This window comes from Sorangium sp. So ce321 (genome assembly GCF_051530195.1).
Classification (GTDB): domain Bacteria; phylum Myxococcota_A; class Polyangia; order Polyangiales; family Polyangiaceae; genus Sorangium.
The window spans coordinates 3,550,631-3,565,434 of the sequence record NZ_CP150329.1 but is presented as its reverse complement, the minus strand read 5'-3'; the positions used below and the strand labels follow the sequence as shown (position 1 = coordinate 3,565,434).

Below are 14,804 nucleotides of genomic sequence, written 5' to 3'. Positions count from 1 at the left end.
AGCGCCGCCCGGCCACGCACCCATGGTATTTCGGCCGCTGGCAGAGGTGCTCTCCGCTGCGAGCGGCAGCCGCGCGGAGCCGGCGTGGAGGGCGGCGCCGGCGTGGTACGATCACCCCAGCTCACCCGGCGTGCCGGCGCGCGCGGCGGGGGGCGCGTCGCGACGGCACGGAGGAACATGCGCCCCGAAGAGACCCCACAAGACACCTACCTCTCGCAGATCCCCTCATGGATCGACGGCCCCGCGGCCTGGTACGGCCCCGCGATGGCGCAGGGCGATGTCTGGCTCGAGCACCTCACGCCGGCCGAGGTCGAGGAGGTCGAGGCCGCCGTGCGGCGCTTCGCCGAGACCGGCGCCGACCCGGCCCAGCTCCGCCCCGAGGACTTCCCGCTGCCGTCGCTCGCCGCGCGCCTCCGCCGCGTGCTCGACGACGTGCTCGACGGCCGCGGCTTCGCCCTCCTCCGCGGGTTGCGCGGCGGCTGGCTCGATCGCCTCGAGCGCGGCGACCTCCGCGCGGCCGCGATCGCGTTCCTCGGCATCGGCAGCCACCTGGGGAGCGCGCGCTCGCAGAACGCGAGCGGGCACGTCCTCGGGCACGTGAAGGACCTCGGCCTGTCGAGCCAGGACCCGAGCGTGCGCATCTACCAGACGCGCGAGCGGCAGACCTTCCACACCGACTCGTGCGACGTCGTGGCGCTGCTCTGCCTCCGGACCGCGAGGGCGGGCGGGCTCTCGGCGCTGGTCAGCTCGGTCACGCTGTACAACGAGCTGCGGCGGGCGCGCCCGGACCTCGTCGAGGCGCTGTTCGCGCCCATCGAGACAGATCGCCGGGGCGAGGTGCCGGCGGGCGAGAGGCCTTATTTCCGCATCCCGGTGTTCAACTGGCACGCTGGGCTCCTGTCGGCCGTTTACCAGAGGCAGTACATCGAGTCGGCGCGCCGCTTCCCCGGCGTCCCGCCGCTCACGGCGCGGCAGGTCGAGGCGCTCGACCTCTTCGACGCCCTCGCCAACGACCCCGCGCTCCACATGACCATGGAGCTCCGCCCGGGCGACATCCAGCTCGTGCACAACCACACGCTGCTCCACGACCGGACGGCCTTCGACGACTGGCCCGATCCGGATCGCAAGCGGCACCTGCTCCGCCTCTGGCTCGCCCCGCCCGGCGCGCGGCCGCTGCCGCCGGTGTTCCGGGAGCGGTACGGCGCGCTGACGCCGGGCGACCGCGGGGGCATCGTCGTGCCCGGCGCGCGCCTCCACGCCCCGCTCGCTCCGGCGTGAGCGCCGGGCCAGGCGCGCGAGGGCCCGGCGGCGCTCACTCCAGCCGGTCTGGGTCCGGAGCTCCCCACGTGAGCTCCGGCTCGCCGAGGAACTCGGGGGTCCCGACCACGTCGACGATCAGCTCGCGCAGGCTGCGCCCCGAGCGGCCGAAGTCCTTCGATAGCGCCACGATGCGCGGCGCCACCGCCGCCGGAACGCCCGTGTTGGCGCTCGAGAGGGGATCGGTCGCGTAGTGCAGCGCCATCTGCGCGATGCAGCGGTGTACCTCCGGGAGCTCCTTCAAGATCTCGAGCAGCTCGCGGACATCGCTGTATCTGGGCTCGCCTGGCACGCCGGTCACCCAGCCGGAGGTGTCGAACGGCTGGCCGCCGTCGTCCGCGAGCTCGCGGCCCATGCTGTCGAACCGGAGAAAGGCGAACCCCGGCGGGTTCAGCTGGCTGTGGCAGGGGCTGCACGCCTTCGAAGCGGTCGCCTCGATCAGCTGCTCGCGGATCGAGCGGCCGAGATCGAGCTCCTCGGGCGGCGACCCATCGGGGAGCTCGGTGCAGAGCAATGCGGAGCGGACGAGCCAGCCCCGCTTGACGGGCCAGGTGACGGGGAACGCGCTGCGGAACGTGCTCATGATCGAGGCGCTGGTGAAGAGCCCGATCCGGTTCGGCGAGCCGTACGGCACGCGCGTGGGCTCCTCGCCCTCGACGCCGCTCATCCCGTAGTGCTCCGCGAGCCGCGCGTCGACGAAGGTGTATGGCGCGAGCATCAGCGTATCGAGGGTGCCGTCCTCGTCGAGGACGACCGCGCTCCCGTAGGCCGCGACCTCCTTGCGCATCGACGCGAGCAGCGGGTCGTCGGCGGGCTGGCCCTCGGGGGTGAAGGCCCTGAGCAGCTTCGAGCGCAGCCACCAGCCGAAGAAGCGCCCCACGCCGTCCCTGGCGCGCGGATCCTGGAGCATCTCGCGCGCCAGCGCCTGGACGGCCTGCGCCTCCACGGGAGCGCCGAGGCGCCCGCTGATCTCGCCGGCGAGCGCCGCGTCGTTCCACAGGAACCTGGTCAGGCGCGGCGCGATGACGTCCGGCGTGGCCGGCGGGATGTCGGGGAGCTCGGGAGGAATGATGTCCTCGCCCCCGGCGCCCGAGCCCCCGACACCACCCGAGCCCTCGGTCCCGCCAGAGCCACCGACGCCCGATCCGGCCTCGATTGGCGCCTCGTCGCTCGGGGATGAGCCGCACGCCACCAGGCCGCCCGCGGAGGTGGCGGCCAGCAGCACGGCTGCGGCGCCGAGCCCGAGGGCCGCGAATCTCCCACGGCGCAACGATCCACGATTCAAGGAAGTCATAGGAATGGAGGGCAGTCTCTCACGGACTCCCATCGAGGGATGAGGAAGATCCGCGCCTGACTTCTGCTCCCTTCTCGCTCTCCCTCCTGCCGCGGCGCGCGGATCCGGCCGGGTCCGAGCTCCGGGAGGCTTCGCCCGGTCGTGCCCGCTCGAGGCCTCGCCCGGCCGCGCCCGCTGGAAGCCTCCGCCCGGCCTCGATCTCATGCGTCGCGCACGCCGCGAGGCGCTCGCGCACGCCGCGAGGCGCTCGCGCACGCCGCGAGGCGCTCGCGCACGCCGCGAGGCGCTCCCAGGACGCCTGCGCCTCGCGCTACGTCGCGCCGCGGCGTGCGCACGCCGCGCACACGGCGCCGGCACGCACCTCGCAGCGCAGGCCCTTCCCATGGCTCCCTTGCCTCCCGCCCGAGCGGCAGAGGAATGTCCCGGCAGCGGCGCCGGGCGCGCGGGGGGCGGCGAGGAAGCGGCCCTCTCCGCCACCGCGCTGCCCGCCCGCAGCGCCGCCGCCCGCAGCGCGCGCCGCCGGGCGCTGCTCCACGCGGTGCTCGGCGCCTTCGGCCTCGCCGCCCTCGGTGTGCTCATCCGGCACGTCGGCGCGGCGGAGATGCTCGCGGCGGTGACGCGCGCCGCGCCGTTCCTGCCCATCCTCGTCGCGCTGGAGGCCGCGCGCGTCGGCTGCGAGACGCTCGCGACGGGCGCGCTCTGCCCGCGGCGGAGCGTCCCGCCCGTGGAGCTCCTTCGCATCCACGTCGTCTCCTACCCCGTGATGGCGCTGATGCCGGCCGGCCGCGCCGCGGGCGAGGCGGTCAAGGCGGCGCTCCTCTCTCCGCACGTCGGCGCCCCGCGCGCGGCCGCGATCGCCGCGGCGAACCAGTCGCTCGCGCTCCTCTCGGCGGCCCCGCTGTCGCTCCTCGCCGCCCTGGCCATCTGGCGCATCGGCGGCGGCGCCTCCGCGCTCGCCCTCGGTGTGCTCGCGCACGCCGCGCTCCTTGTCGCGAGCGGCCTGGGCGTCGCTTTCGCGGCGCGGCAGCGCGCCGCCTTCGCCTGGCTCGCCCGCCGGTTCGCCAGCGCCGGCCACGCCGCGGCCGCCTTCCAGGAGGCCGTCCGCGAGCACGCGCCCGTCCCGGCCCGGCCGTTCGCCGCCTGCGTCGCCGGCCGCGCGATCCAGGCGGCGCAGTACGCCGTGCTCCTCGCCGCCGTCGGCGCCGGCACCGGACCCATCCGCGCGCTGGCCGCCTACGGCGTGGGCGCGGTGGGCACGGCGGTCGGCGACCTCATCCCGGGCCAGGTCGGCGCCACCGACGGCGCCTTCACGCTCGCCGCCCCGCTGCTCGGGCTCACCGCGGGCTCCGCGATCGCCATCTCGGTGCTCGTCCACCTGCTCCAGGCGGCCTTCGCGCTCGCGGGGATCGCCGCCGCGTTCGTGTGGCGCCGCAGGCCTCCGGCGCGCTGAGCCGCCCCTCGCAGGGTGGGAGACAGCCGCCGAGGGACTGCGTACCGCAGGTCATGAATCCCGCCGGAAGATCTGCATTTTATCGAATTCCGCCGGACCTTGCTCCTCCTATCCTCCGAGCGGCGTCGTGAGCGCCGCCCGCGGCGAGCTGGGCCCGGCTGACGAGGGCGAGGCGCCGTGGCGAGATGAGCGAGATGAGCACGAGCGGCGGGCCGAGACAGCGGCGGGCCGCGAGCCCGGGCCGCGCGACAGACATGCTTGGCTCACCGGCTCGCGCGTTCGTTGGGCAGATCCCCGGTCACGAGCTCGTGCTGCAGCACCACTTTACGGATCTGCCCGACGCGCTCGCTGGCCTGCGCCACCTTGGTGTCGAACAGCTCCGCGTGGGCGACGTCTCCCTGGTCGCGGGCGTGATCCGATACGTGCCGCATCAGCATGATGCTCTCCTCGATGGTCCGGACCGCGTTCCAGAGCGAGTCCTCGACGTACCGGGTCACCTCCGATAGCAGGGTGCTCAGCGTATACCCGTGGCCCGTGTGGCACCGGAAGCGCGTCATGCCGTCTTCCTTGAGCTGCACGAGGACGCCGTGGCACTCGGGGCAGGTGTACGGCGTGACCGGCCCCAGATCCATGATACCGAGCGCCAGGGCGTTTTCCTCCCTCGCGATCTGGACTTCCAACTCCAGCTCTCTGGGCATGTTACCCCCTCCTTTCAACGCTGCCGGCTCCTGCGAAAGGCGCGCGAGCAGCGGCGCGAGCGCGGCGCTCTTCGCCACATGATTCACCGTCACGTGCTGGAGCGCGCTGCGCGGCATCGAGGGGTAGAACGCGTCGCTCGGGTCCTGAACCACCGTCGTGCCGCCGCACGCCTTGACCGCCCACAGGCCGGAGGTGCCGTCGTCGAGCCTGCCCGTGAGGATCACGCCGATGACCCTGGCCCCGAACGCGAGGGCGGCGGAGCGGAACAGCGGATCCACGGCAGGGCGGCACATGTTCTCGTGCGGGCCGCGGGTGAGCCGGACCCGGGAGCCGTCGACCAGCAGGTGGCGGTCCGGCGGGGCGATGTAGATGCGCCCGCGGCGGATCTCCTCCCCATCGGCGGCGTGGGCCACGGGGAGCGCGCTCGTCCGCTTCAGGATGTCGGGGACGAGGCCCGGGCCATCGGGCGAGAGGTGGAGCACCATGAGGATCGTCGCATCGAGGTCCTTCGGGAGTCCCTGGACGAGCTCCTTCAGCACTTCCAGCCCACCGGCGGATGCGCCGACGACGATGATGTCCTTCCTGGGCTGCTCGTCGTCACGCTTGAGCACGGGGATCTCCGCGGCGAGGTCGTCTCATCAGACGGGAGGATGGCGCGCCGCCCTCGAAACGCAATAGCCGCCTGCTCGATCGGGCCGGCGCGCCGCGCGACCTCGCGCTGGCCGGCCGCGCGGAGACCGGGAGCGGAATGGATGACCGGCAGCTCCGCGACGAGCTCGTCACCATGTTCGTGGCGGGCAACGAGACGACCGCGCACGCGAGGAGCTGGGCCTGGTACCTGCTCGACCAGCACCCCCCTACGCGGCCGGTCATCGTCTGGCCTGTATTCATCGAAAAACCCCACGACGTGCTGCGCGCAATCTGCGGCCCAGATTGCCAACGCGTGATGGGTGCCTTCATCCAGGAGCCCTCCGCGGCGGATGGTGATGAACCGTGGATCGCGTTTTTGGGGAAGAATCACGGTGCTCCTCCTTGCACTGACGCGGGGCCCCCACCACCGGAGGCGCCTGTCCGACCTGAGCGACGCCTGGCCTTCTGCCCGCGAGCGCTCGTGACGCTCTCGATCAGCGCGCGCAGCTTTGGCTGCTCCTGCGTGCGCGCCGGAAAGTACAGGTAGATGCCAGGTCCCTCCGTGATGAACGCCTCGAGCACGCGCTCCAGCCGTCCCTCGGAGAGGTCGCGCTCGATGGCCTGGTCGGGTACGTACGCGAGGCCTGACCCCGCGCACGCGAGCGCGACCATGAGCGCGATATCGTCGACGACGATGCCGCCGGGAACATCGACCGTGATCGCCTTGCCTCGACGCTCGAGCTCCCAGCGATAGACGGTGCCGCTCGCGATGAGGCGCTGGCGGATGGCGCGATGATGGACGAGGTCCTCCGGCGTGCGCGGCCGCCCCGCCTTCTCGAGGTAGGCCGGCGAGCCGACGATCGACCAGGACGAGTGGCTCGTGATCGGAACCCGCACCATGTCCTTCTCGACCGCGTCGCCGAGCCGGATGCCGGCGTCGAAGCCGGCCGCCACGAGGTCGACGAAGGCATCGTCGAGCGAAACCTCGATGGACAGCTCCGGGTACGCCTCCCGCATCTGCGCCACGAGCGGAGCAAGGAGCCGTGCGCCGATCATGCGCGGCGCGGTGATGCGGAGGTTCCCGGAGGGACGCCCGCGGTAGTCACCGAGCGCGGCGAGCGCGCCTTCGACGTCGGCGACCGCGGGCTGCAGGCGCTGAAAGAGGCTCGCCCCAGGCTCCGTGAGCGCGACGCGCCTCGTGGTCCGCTGAAACAGCACCACGCCGTACCGTCGCTCGAGGAGCTTGATCTTCTGGCTCACGGCGGTGGGGGTGACGCCGAGCGCCGCGGCGGCGGCGGTGAAGCTCTTGCAGCGGCCCACGGCGAGGAACGTCGTGAGCCCGTCGAGCGCGTCGTTCATGCCCGATTATGAACCGCAGGTTCATAAAGCATCAATCGTTTTGCGCATTTTCTTCATGACCGGGATGCCGCATCTTCGTTCTTGCGAGGGGGGCGCACCCCCCGGACCACGAAGAGGAGATCCCCATGGAAACGAGCGAGAACAAGCGTGTTTGGTTCATCACGGGAGCGTCGCGCGGAATCGGCGCGGAGATCGCGAGCGCGGCGCTCGCCGCCGGCGATCGGGTGATCGCCACCGCGCGCGATCCGAGGAGCATCACGGACCGCTTCGGGCGGCCTGAGGCTCTCCTCCCCCTTGCGCTCGACGTGACGGACGAGGCATCCGTCGCCGCCGCGGTCGAGGCTGCCGTCGCTCGGTTCGGCCGGATCGATGTGCTGGTGAACAACGCCGGCTACGGCGTCGTCGGCGCGATCGAGGAGACCCAGGGCGACGAGGTGCGGCGCGTCTTCGAGACGAACGTGTTCGGCCTGCTCGCGGTGACGCGCGCCGTGCTTCCGCAGCTCCGGAAGCAGCGCGCCGGCCTGATCCTGAACCTCTCGTCGGTGGGCGGCTACCAGTCGGGGGCTGGGTTCGGCATCTACTGCTCGACGAAGTTCGCCGTCGAGGCGATCTCGGAGGCGCTGCACGCCGAGCTCGCGCCGCTCGGCATCGCGGTGACGGTCATCGAGCCGGGCTACTTCCGCACGGAGTTCCTGGAGGCGAAGTCCGCCGTGGTAGCGGGAAAGGTCATCGCCGATTATGCGGAGACCGCGGGCAAGGTCCGGAGCTACGCGAAGGAGGTCAGCCTCCAGCAGCCTGGCGACCCGGTGCGGCTCGCCCGCGTGGTCGTCGAGCTCGCCGGCGCGAAGAACCCGCCGCTCCGTCTCCCGCTCGGCACCGACGCCATCGCCGCGATCGAGGCGAAGAACGCCTTCGTGACGCAGGAGCTCGCCGCCTGGCGCGCGGTCTCGGCGTCGACGGACTTTCCTGCATGAAGCTCGCGCGCCCGAGCGGTGCTGGCCGCTCGCAGGGTCGCGGGCGGCTGGTTCGCCCTGCCGCTGGCTGGCGCGGCGTGAGGCCGCCGATATGACGCGGAAGGGCGCGCCCCCGCTCGTGCCTCACGCGCCCAGCTCGAAGAGCTGCATCGCCACCAGCGCGACGCAATCGGGCTCGCTCGAATCCGACACGATCTGACGAAGCTCGTGGAAATACCGCACGTGCAGGGCCCGCAGCCGCTCGAGGTCACGGCGCGCGACGCTGACGAGGTTGTAGGAATACAGCCCCGGGTCGCCGCGACGCTGCCGGAGCGCGGCGACGTCGAGCCAGTGCGATTTCAATCGTTGTCGCGGCTCGGCGGCGCCGCGGGTCATGTCGACCGTCTCGGCCGTGGTGGCGTACCGCCCTTCGCGCCACCGGATCAGTCCCGCCCGCGACAGGGCTTCGCGGCACGCACGCACCTCGTCCTCCGGGAGCCCGAGGCGAGCGGCGACCCAGGCGTCGTCATGGCAGGGGAGCGCCGCGTAGCTCGCGAGCTCGAGGACGCGCAGGACGGCGTGAGACCAGGGTAGCTCCGTCGCTATCCGGCGGCGCTCCTCGAGCACACGGAAGTCGCGCGCCACCGAGGGCAGCTGTCCCGGATGCACGAAGAGGGCGAGGAAGTCGAGGAGCCGCTCGGTGGTCGCGTCGACGAGGGCCAGCACATCGGGGAGCCGGGGCTGGGATACGCCCGCGATGAAGCGCGACACCTGGGACGCGCTGCGCCCTATTCGGGAGCCGATCTCTGCGTTGCTCAGCCCTCCCTTGATGACCTGAAAGAGGGTGGCCGTGAGGGCCGGGTCGGAGACGGCGACGTCGGCGCCGAAGGCTGACTCCTGGCGCACGAAGCCCGAGAGCTCGCGATGGACGTCAACGCCGTTGTACGTCGCGACGCGCAGCAGGGTGGGGAGCGTGGGAAAGCGCCGCCCGGACTCCCAGCTGAAGGCGACGTTCGTGTCGTACCCGAGCCGGACGCTCAGCTGCCGCTGCGAGCGCCGGCCGCGGAGCGCCCGGCAGAAATCCCTTGCGATTTCCTCATATTGCGCCCTCTTGTATCGCATTTATGCATCGATGGTAGCACATCGGAGCGATAGATAATGCGTATCTGCGCTACGCGACGCTTGCGCTGGCTCCTGCGCTGCGGCAAGGGGAGGCGACGGAGGCTTCGATGAACGTACGACTCGCTTGCTGGCTCCTGGCGGGGCTGCTCATGGGGTGCTCGCCCGGTGGGGGGCAGACGGGGGAGATCGGCTCCGATCCCTGTGACTCCCTCCCGGTGACGGCTGGTCGGCCCGTGGAGCATGACCTCACCGCCCCGACGCCCCTCGGCGTGAGCGGCCAGGAGGCCCTCGACGCGACAGGCGGGGCCGGGAGCTTCGACGTGACATGGGCCGACGGAATGACGAGCGCCGTGAGCTGGTCCCTCGTCGCCGACACCGAGAGCTCACCGGTCGTGGCGTACATCGACCGCAGCGGCGAGTGCGCCGACGACTATCTGCGGGTCCTCGTGATCGGGCATCTATCGAGCGCTGACGGCATCCTCCACCACGAGCAGCGCGGGGAGCTCTATCGGGGCGACGACGGGGCCGCGGACCTTCGCTTGTCGTTCATCTTCGACGAGAACCCGTTCCCGGGCGTGTACGCCGGCGGTGGCTCGGGGGACAGCTGCACGGGGTGCAGCGGCGCCTTCGACCTCGCCGTCGAATCGCGCTGGGAGGCGGGCGAGTCGACCCCTCGGGGCCATGTGTACCTGCTCGAGAACGGGGCGCTGCTCGGCGAAGTCGGCGCCTTCTGAGCCCGATCCGCGGTGCGCGCGTCCGTCTTTCACCCACCGGAGCGGCCTGCGCGGCGCGAGGGCAGCGCAAGCGGCGCTCGGCCGACGCGTCGCCGCTCCTGCGGCAAGCGAGCTCGCCTCGATCGGCGCATGCCTTCCTTCATCGCGCTGCGCGGGCCGTGAACGCGAGTTGACGGCTGTCCGGCCGAATGCGCTCGTGGCGACGCCGCTGGAGCGCGGCCCATCTTCGTGCTAGCGCGAGGATTTTCAACGATGACCATTGCCTCTTTGTTTCGCCGGCCTCGCGCCGCATGGGCCGTGGACGCGAGTGTCGCGCGATCCGTGAACGCGAGTTGACAGCCGTCCGAGAACGCGAGTTGACGACCGTCCGATCGAGGCGTTCGTCGAGGCGCTCGCAGCGCCCTCGACGCCCCTGTCACGCGCTCGGCTCGAAACGGACCTCTTTTCACTATTTAACACAAGATTCAGAGGATGAGTTTTTGTTCGCCGGAGCTTGACGGTTGCGCTCGCATCGAACAATGTTCCGCCTGCATCGAAGCTGGCGCCGCTTGGACCGCTCGCCACCGGCTTCGGGGCGCGGCTCGATCTGGGCCGCGTCCAGCGGGAAGATTGCTTGGGAAAACACGTACAAACCATGAGTAAATTCATGGGTTTGGCTGCCCTGCTGCCGTCGCTGATCGGCTGCACCGCGGCAGCTGGAGACGAAGGTTATCGGGCAGGATAGGAAGACTCGCAGAGCGATGTCGGCATCGCCGAACAGCGCTCGATCGATCCTGGGATCATCAATTGTGACACGGGCACTCGAGATGTCCGATCGCGATGCGAGATGGCCCTGAATCGCCTGAGCTCGGAGCTCGACGCCAGAGGCATGGCTCCGCCCGCGAGGAGAGCGCGCGTGATGGCCGGCGTGAAGCGAAGGCGCGGGGCTCGGCGGGTCGGCGGCGTGGTCTTTCCGTCATCAGCGCCAGGGGAAGGTGCGGTCGGGAGGGTTCGGCTTGCAGTGTCGGGCTCGTTCATCTCGTCCCCCCTCGGTGCGACGCGGCGATTGATGGATTTAGTGACGGATTTAGTGACAGATGTAGTGACGGAGACGATCGGCGCAGATTGGAGTCGCGATGCACGCTTCCCGTGTGCGCGAGCCCTGAGCCGGCGCTCTCCTCGTTTCAAAGAAGAAGGTTGGTTCATGATGCTGGTTTCCAAGAAGATCAAGTTGAGAAGTCTCGCTGGGATGCTCGCTGGTTGCGTCGGTCTGGTCGCCGCTCAGGCGTCGGCAGGCGTGGTCGTGGGTAAGCCCACCCCGCACGGCAACACGGCGTACCCCGAAGCCGGGACGACCATGGCACGGGCAGGGACCTTCACGCTGGTCGGCGCGCTTCAAGAGCACGTCAAGATCAGCGGCGAGGCGGAGCCCACGTTCCCCAGCACGATGCAGGGCGCCGTCTACTTGATGAACGGCACGAGCACCACGCCCGAGCGCGTGTACCAGTTCCCGGGAGTCGCCCAGTTCAACCTCCAGGCCGGGAGCCAGCTCGCCATCGCGAGTCGCTTCCTTGCATTCGCGACGCGTGGCACGAGCTCCTCCAGCTCTCCGCAAGCGAACTCCGTGTACATCGCCCGGAACAACAACGGCTCATGGGCGGAGTGCCCCCTGATCAGCGGTCAGCGCAACTGCAATGGCGCGGTGCGCGAGAACGGACAGAACATCAGCCGCGCGCTCACCCGCATCCCGCTCACGTACCCCGCGGACAGCAGCTTCAAGGACATCGCGCTCGCCCTGTCCGACGACTACCTCGTGATCGGCTACAAGCGACACAGCGTGCTCGAGATCTACCGCTACAACACCTCGACCGACGCGTGGGTCCTCGAGCTCTCGCTCGACGAGCCGGACGAGCGCTTCACCGGCGCTGCGGTCGCGATCGAGGGCGATAAGGTCGCGGTCGGCTCGCCGTGGTCCGACGGCGGCGACGCCGGGGCGGAGCTCGGCTCGGTCCGCATCTTCCGCAGGAACGCCAGCAACAGCACCTGGAGCTCCGTGGCGATGACGAGCGGCTATTTCTCGAGCGGCGCCTTCGGGCGGAGCCTCGCCATGGCCTCCGGGAACCTGGCTGTCACGTCCGGCGCGACATACCCCGTCAACGGCGTCACGCCGCAGCAGCACCTCTCGTTTTACCGGGTGGCGACCGACGGCACGATCTCCGCGCACCAATCTCTGCAAACCGCCTACCCGCACGTGCACCTGGCGCTCTACGGCGACACGTTGGCCAGCACGGTCGGCGGTGGAGACGAGGGCCTTTCGCTCTACAAGCGCGATGCCACGTCGGGGCAGTGGGCATACGAAGCCGGTCTGATTCGCGACTTCTACAAGAGCGTCAACAGCTCAGGCCTCGGGTACGGCGGCATCGATCCCATCGGCCTCGTCGGTGACGACCTGGCGCTCGGCTGGCGCGCCTTTTCGGGCCTGCTGGGCGGCGTGATCCACGAGAAGGCCAGCCTGGTCGACGCGTGCCGAGATCCTCTCAACCTCGTGAGTAACTGCTCTTTCGATAATGTGACCAACACCGCGCTCGCGGGAAGCCAGAGCAGCAGCGGCTGGCAGCTCCTCAACTGGAACGGTGCCTCGGCGTGGGCGGACTTCAACGGCCGCCAGATGCGCATCAACGTGCAGCAGCCCGGCTCCGACATGTGGCACATCCAGGCTCGGACCACGGTCAACTTGCCGCAGGCGGGGCGCTACCTGCTGACATTCCGCGCCAAGGCGGACGACGTGCGCACGTTCGTGGTGAACCTGGGACGCAACGGGAACAGCGACAACAACTGGGCGAGCTACGGTCGCGTGACCGCGGCGGCGGGCCCTCAATGGGTCATCTACTCGTTCGAGCTCCCGAGCGTCCCGCAGGATCCCGCAGCGTTCCTCGACTTCAACGTCGGCAACGCAGGGACCGCGGCCGTCACCGTGGACAGCGTGAAGCTCGTTCGTCTGGCGCCGTAAACACGTCGCGCAAGTCGCAGAAGAGGGGCTGGCGAGAGCTGGCCCCTCTTCCTCTTCGCGTCCTGAGCAGGCTGCGCCCGCGCGTCGCGCGCAAGGCTGCGATTTACTGCAAGATCACCGAGACGGCTGCCAGGCCATTCGGGTCTCCCGAGCTCGTTGCGGTGCGCGCGCCGGTGGCGCTGGCGGTCGTGATGACCTGGTCTTGAATGCTGTTGCTGTCGACGTCCGACCGCTGGGTCAGCCCGGCCGGCGTGGACCATGTACCATAGCTGTAGCCGCTGAAGAAGGTGACGAGGATCCCGCCGGGGCTCGAGGGCGTCACGCTGGGCGCGCTGATGGAGGGCCCGGTGGCGCTCGCGCCGGCCGACGCGACCGCGCTGCTCACCCCCGAATAGCAGGCGAGGTGAATGTCGACCCAGACGCCCACCGGAACATCGAACGTGTACTCGGCAGGCTCGCTCGAGCCCACGACTTTCGTGTACACCATGGCGTGGAAGGGCCCGTCGCTCGTGGACGACGACTGGTCGTGCACGAGCGTGAAGCCCGATGGGGGGGTCACGTCCGGAGGATCGGCGACGACCTCGAGCGCGGCGAGGAGCAGGTCGCCCGGAAGGCAGCCCTCGGGGAGCGCGACCGTCGTGCTGTCGATCGTCGTCTCGATCGATCGGAAGCCGCCGTCGCTGAACGTATAGGCATACGTCGTGCCTTCGTTGAAGCCGAGGACATCGTAGAAGTATGCCCCGACGAACAACGTGCTGCCCGACACGGTGAGGGAGGATCCGAAGAGATCGACGGGACCTCCATCCGCGGCGACGAGCTTGAGCTCTTCTTCTGCCCACGAGGTGCCGGCGCGCAAGAAGCTGTGCACCGCTCCGGCGTCGGAGCCGAGATCGTTGTCTGAAGACGCTCCCACGAAGGCTCTATTCCCCGATCCCGTGAGCGCGACCTTCGCCCCGAAGTCACTCAAGGAGCTCGTGCGCTCGGAGGTGAGCTTGGCCTCCTGCGTCCATGTCGAGCCATCACGCGCGAACACGTACGCAGCGCCGGAGTTGAAGGCGATATCGTCGTCGTTGGGGGCCCCGATGAGCGCCCTGTCCCCCGCGAGGGCGAGGGACTTTCCGAAATAGTCGTCCGGCTGCCCATCATCGGCGGCGAGCACGTCCTCTTGTGTCCAGGTGCTCCCGACGCGCACGAACGAGTAAACTTTTCCGGTGCCGGTGAACGGCGCCCCGATGAGCGCTCTGTTCCCGGACAGGGCGATCGACGAGCCGAAGTAACCAGGCGCGGTCGGGTCATCGGCGACCAGCTTGTCCTGCTCGGTCCACGTCGTGCCGCTGCGCGTGAAGACATACACCGCGCCTGCGTCCGTGAACGCATCGTCGTCTCCGCTCGTGCCGATGAGCGCCGTATCTCCATCGAGCGCCACGGCCACGCCAGAGAAGTCGCTCACCCCCACGTCGCTCCCGATGAGCTTGGCCTGCTGGGTCCACGTCGTGCCGCTGCGAACGAATACATACGCCGCCCCTGCATCCGTGCCGTTCGCGGCATTGCTCTCGCCGCCGACCAGCACCGTATCTCCAGAGATGGAGACCGAGCGGCCAAAGTAGTCCCCCGGGGCTCCGTCGCTCGCGGAGAGCTTGGCCTGCTCGGTCCACGTGCCGCCGCTGCGCACGAAGACGTAGGCAGCCCCCGTGTGCCCGTCTTTCCCGAGCGCGCCGATGACCGCGGTGTCACCATCGATGTCGCTCGAGAAGCCGAACAGGTCTGCGCTGTCCCGGTCGCTGGCCAGGAGCTGCGACCGCTGCGCTGCGAGCAAAGCCGAATGGGCCGCCTGCGCCTCCTCCGGCTCTCGTCCGTCCGTTCGCTCTGCGTCGCTGCATGCCATTGCCATGCTCCCGATACCGAACAGAACGAGGCGCTGTGCCCACAAGCGTGTTTGTCTTCTCATCGACCACTCTTCCCTTCATCCCCCATTCATGGAGTCACACGTCATTCCAGGGTGCGGACTCTATGGGCCAGGAGAGCCGTCGCGCAAGAGGCTCGCCCGTTTCCAGCGTATGAATCGCGCTGAGATGAACTTTTCTATCTGGGGCTGGGGCTTGGCAAGCGTGATCAAAACAGGCCGCGCTACTTCCTTCTGCGCACCATACGATCTTGTGATCGCTCGCCTCAGGCCGGGCCATTGAGCGCATGAAGGCCACCGGAGCCGAGGCTTCTTCGTCTCGATGCCAGGCTCCGGCGCACGGTGCCCAAGCCC

At 69.9% G+C, this 14,804-nt stretch carries 11 protein-coding genes and 2 pseudogenes; 7 read left to right on the top strand and 6 right to left on the bottom strand.

The features are described 5' to 3' along the window. The first annotated feature begins 177 nt into the window (after nt 1-177). Nucleotides 178-1,278 (top strand): TauD/TfdA family dioxygenase, encoded by a 1,101-nt coding sequence (locus WME89_RS13870; protein ID WP_438009654.1) that lies wholly within the window; start codon nt 178-180, stop codon nt 1,276-1,278. Between the two features lie 34 nt (nt 1,279-1,312). Here WME89_RS13870 and WME89_RS13865 read toward each other — a convergent pair whose 3' ends face one another. After that, a complete protein-coding gene (locus WME89_RS13865; RefSeq protein WP_438009653.1) occupies nt 1,313-2,587 on the bottom strand; it encodes a DUF1592 domain-containing protein in 1,275 nt (424 codons plus the stop codon). Nucleotides 2,588-2,993: 406 nt separating this feature from the next. On the opposite strand from WME89_RS13865, the gene WME89_RS13860 reads away from it, so the two are divergent. Continuing rightward, nucleotides 2,994-4,061 (top strand): lysylphosphatidylglycerol synthase domain-containing protein, encoded by a 1,068-nt coding sequence (locus WME89_RS13860; protein WP_438009652.1) that lies wholly within the window; start codon nt 2,994-2,996, stop codon nt 4,059-4,061. Between the two features lie 263 nt (nt 4,062-4,324). On the opposite strand, the gene WME89_RS13855 is transcribed toward WME89_RS13860, so the two are convergent. Then, entirely contained in the window at nt 4,325-5,371 is a 1,047-nt protein-coding gene (locus WME89_RS13855; protein WP_438009651.1) for a chemotaxis protein CheB, read from the bottom strand. 26 nt (nt 5,372-5,397) lie between these two features. On the opposite strand from WME89_RS13855, the pseudogene WME89_RS13850 reads away from it, so the two are divergent. Beyond that, nucleotides 5,398-5,604: pseudogene (locus WME89_RS13850) on the top strand (cytochrome P450); the annotation flags it as partial. 60 nt (nt 5,605-5,664) lie between these two features. Here the strand turns inward: WME89_RS13850 and WME89_RS13845 are convergent. Further along, nucleotides 5,665-5,781: pseudogene (locus WME89_RS13845) on the bottom strand (putative immunity protein); the annotation flags it as partial. Then, nucleotides 5,778-6,749, bottom strand: coding sequence for a LysR family transcriptional regulator (locus WME89_RS13840; RefSeq protein WP_438009650.1), 972 nt, complete (start codon nt 6,747-6,749; stop codon nt 5,778-5,780). The pseudogene WME89_RS13845 and the gene WME89_RS13840, both read right to left, overlap by 4 nt. Nucleotides 6,750-6,874: 125 nt before the next feature. Between WME89_RS13840 and WME89_RS13835 the strand changes: the two genes are divergently transcribed. Next, complete coding sequence (locus WME89_RS13835) at nt 6,875-7,723, top strand: oxidoreductase (protein ID WP_438009649.1); 849 nt, start codon at nt 6,875-6,877, stop codon at nt 7,721-7,723. A gap of 123 nt (nt 7,724-7,846) precedes the next feature. Here WME89_RS13835 and WME89_RS13830 read toward each other — a convergent pair whose 3' ends face one another. Continuing rightward, nucleotides 7,847-8,824 (bottom strand): DUF4423 domain-containing protein, encoded by a 978-nt coding sequence (locus tag WME89_RS13830; RefSeq protein WP_438009648.1) that lies wholly within the window; start codon nt 8,822-8,824, stop codon nt 7,847-7,849. Nucleotides 8,825-8,931: 107 nt separating this feature from the next. Here WME89_RS13830 and WME89_RS13825 point away from each other — a divergent pair, with 107 nt between their 5' ends. From WME89_RS13825 to WME89_RS13815, 3 genes are all read left to right on the top strand, one after another. Further along, nucleotides 8,932-9,558 (top strand): hypothetical protein, encoded by a 627-nt coding sequence (locus tag WME89_RS13825; protein ID WP_438009647.1) that lies wholly within the window; start codon nt 8,932-8,934, stop codon nt 9,556-9,558. 493 nt (nt 9,559-10,051) lie between these two features. Continuing rightward, entirely contained in the window at nt 10,052-10,282 is a 231-nt protein-coding gene (locus WME89_RS13820; RefSeq protein ID WP_438009646.1) for a hypothetical protein, read from the top strand. A gap of 558 nt (nt 10,283-10,840) precedes the next feature. Beyond that, complete coding sequence (locus tag WME89_RS13815) at nt 10,841-12,547, top strand: carbohydrate binding domain-containing protein (RefSeq protein WP_438009645.1); 1,707 nt, start codon at nt 10,841-10,843, stop codon at nt 12,545-12,547. A gap of 103 nt (nt 12,548-12,650) precedes the next feature. Here WME89_RS13815 and WME89_RS13810 read toward each other — a convergent pair whose 3' ends face one another. Next, nucleotides 12,651-14,495, bottom strand: coding sequence for an FG-GAP repeat protein (locus WME89_RS13810; RefSeq protein ID WP_438009644.1), 1,845 nt, complete (start codon nt 14,493-14,495; stop codon nt 12,651-12,653). Nucleotides 14,496-14,804 lie beyond the last annotated feature (309 nt).

What these genes read in the sequence shown, in the direction of transcription:
- WME89_RS13825 (WP_438009647.1), top strand. Translation starts at nt 8,932, where the DNA reads ATGAACGTACGACTCGCTTGCTGGCTCCTGGCGGGGCTGCTCATGGGG.
- WME89_RS13840 (WP_438009650.1), bottom strand. Translation starts at nt 6,749, where the DNA reads ATGAACGACGCGCTCGACGGGCTCACGACGTTCCTCGCCGTGGGCCGC.
- WME89_RS13830 (WP_438009648.1), bottom strand. Translation starts at nt 8,824, where the DNA reads ATGCGATACAAGAGGGCGCAATATGAGGAAATCGCAAGGGATTTCTGC.
- WME89_RS13810 (WP_438009644.1), bottom strand. Translation starts at nt 14,495, where the DNA reads ATGAGAAGACAAACACGCTTGTGGGCACAGCGCCTCGTTCTGTTCGGT.
- WME89_RS13860 (WP_438009652.1), top strand. Translation starts at nt 2,994, where the DNA reads ATGGCTCCCTTGCCTCCCGCCCGAGCGGCAGAGGAATGTCCCGGCAGC.
- WME89_RS13835 (WP_438009649.1), top strand. Translation starts at nt 6,875, where the DNA reads ATGGAAACGAGCGAGAACAAGCGTGTTTGGTTCATCACGGGAGCGTCG.
- WME89_RS13870 (WP_438009654.1), top strand. Translation starts at nt 178, where the DNA reads ATGCGCCCCGAAGAGACCCCACAAGACACCTACCTCTCGCAGATCCCC.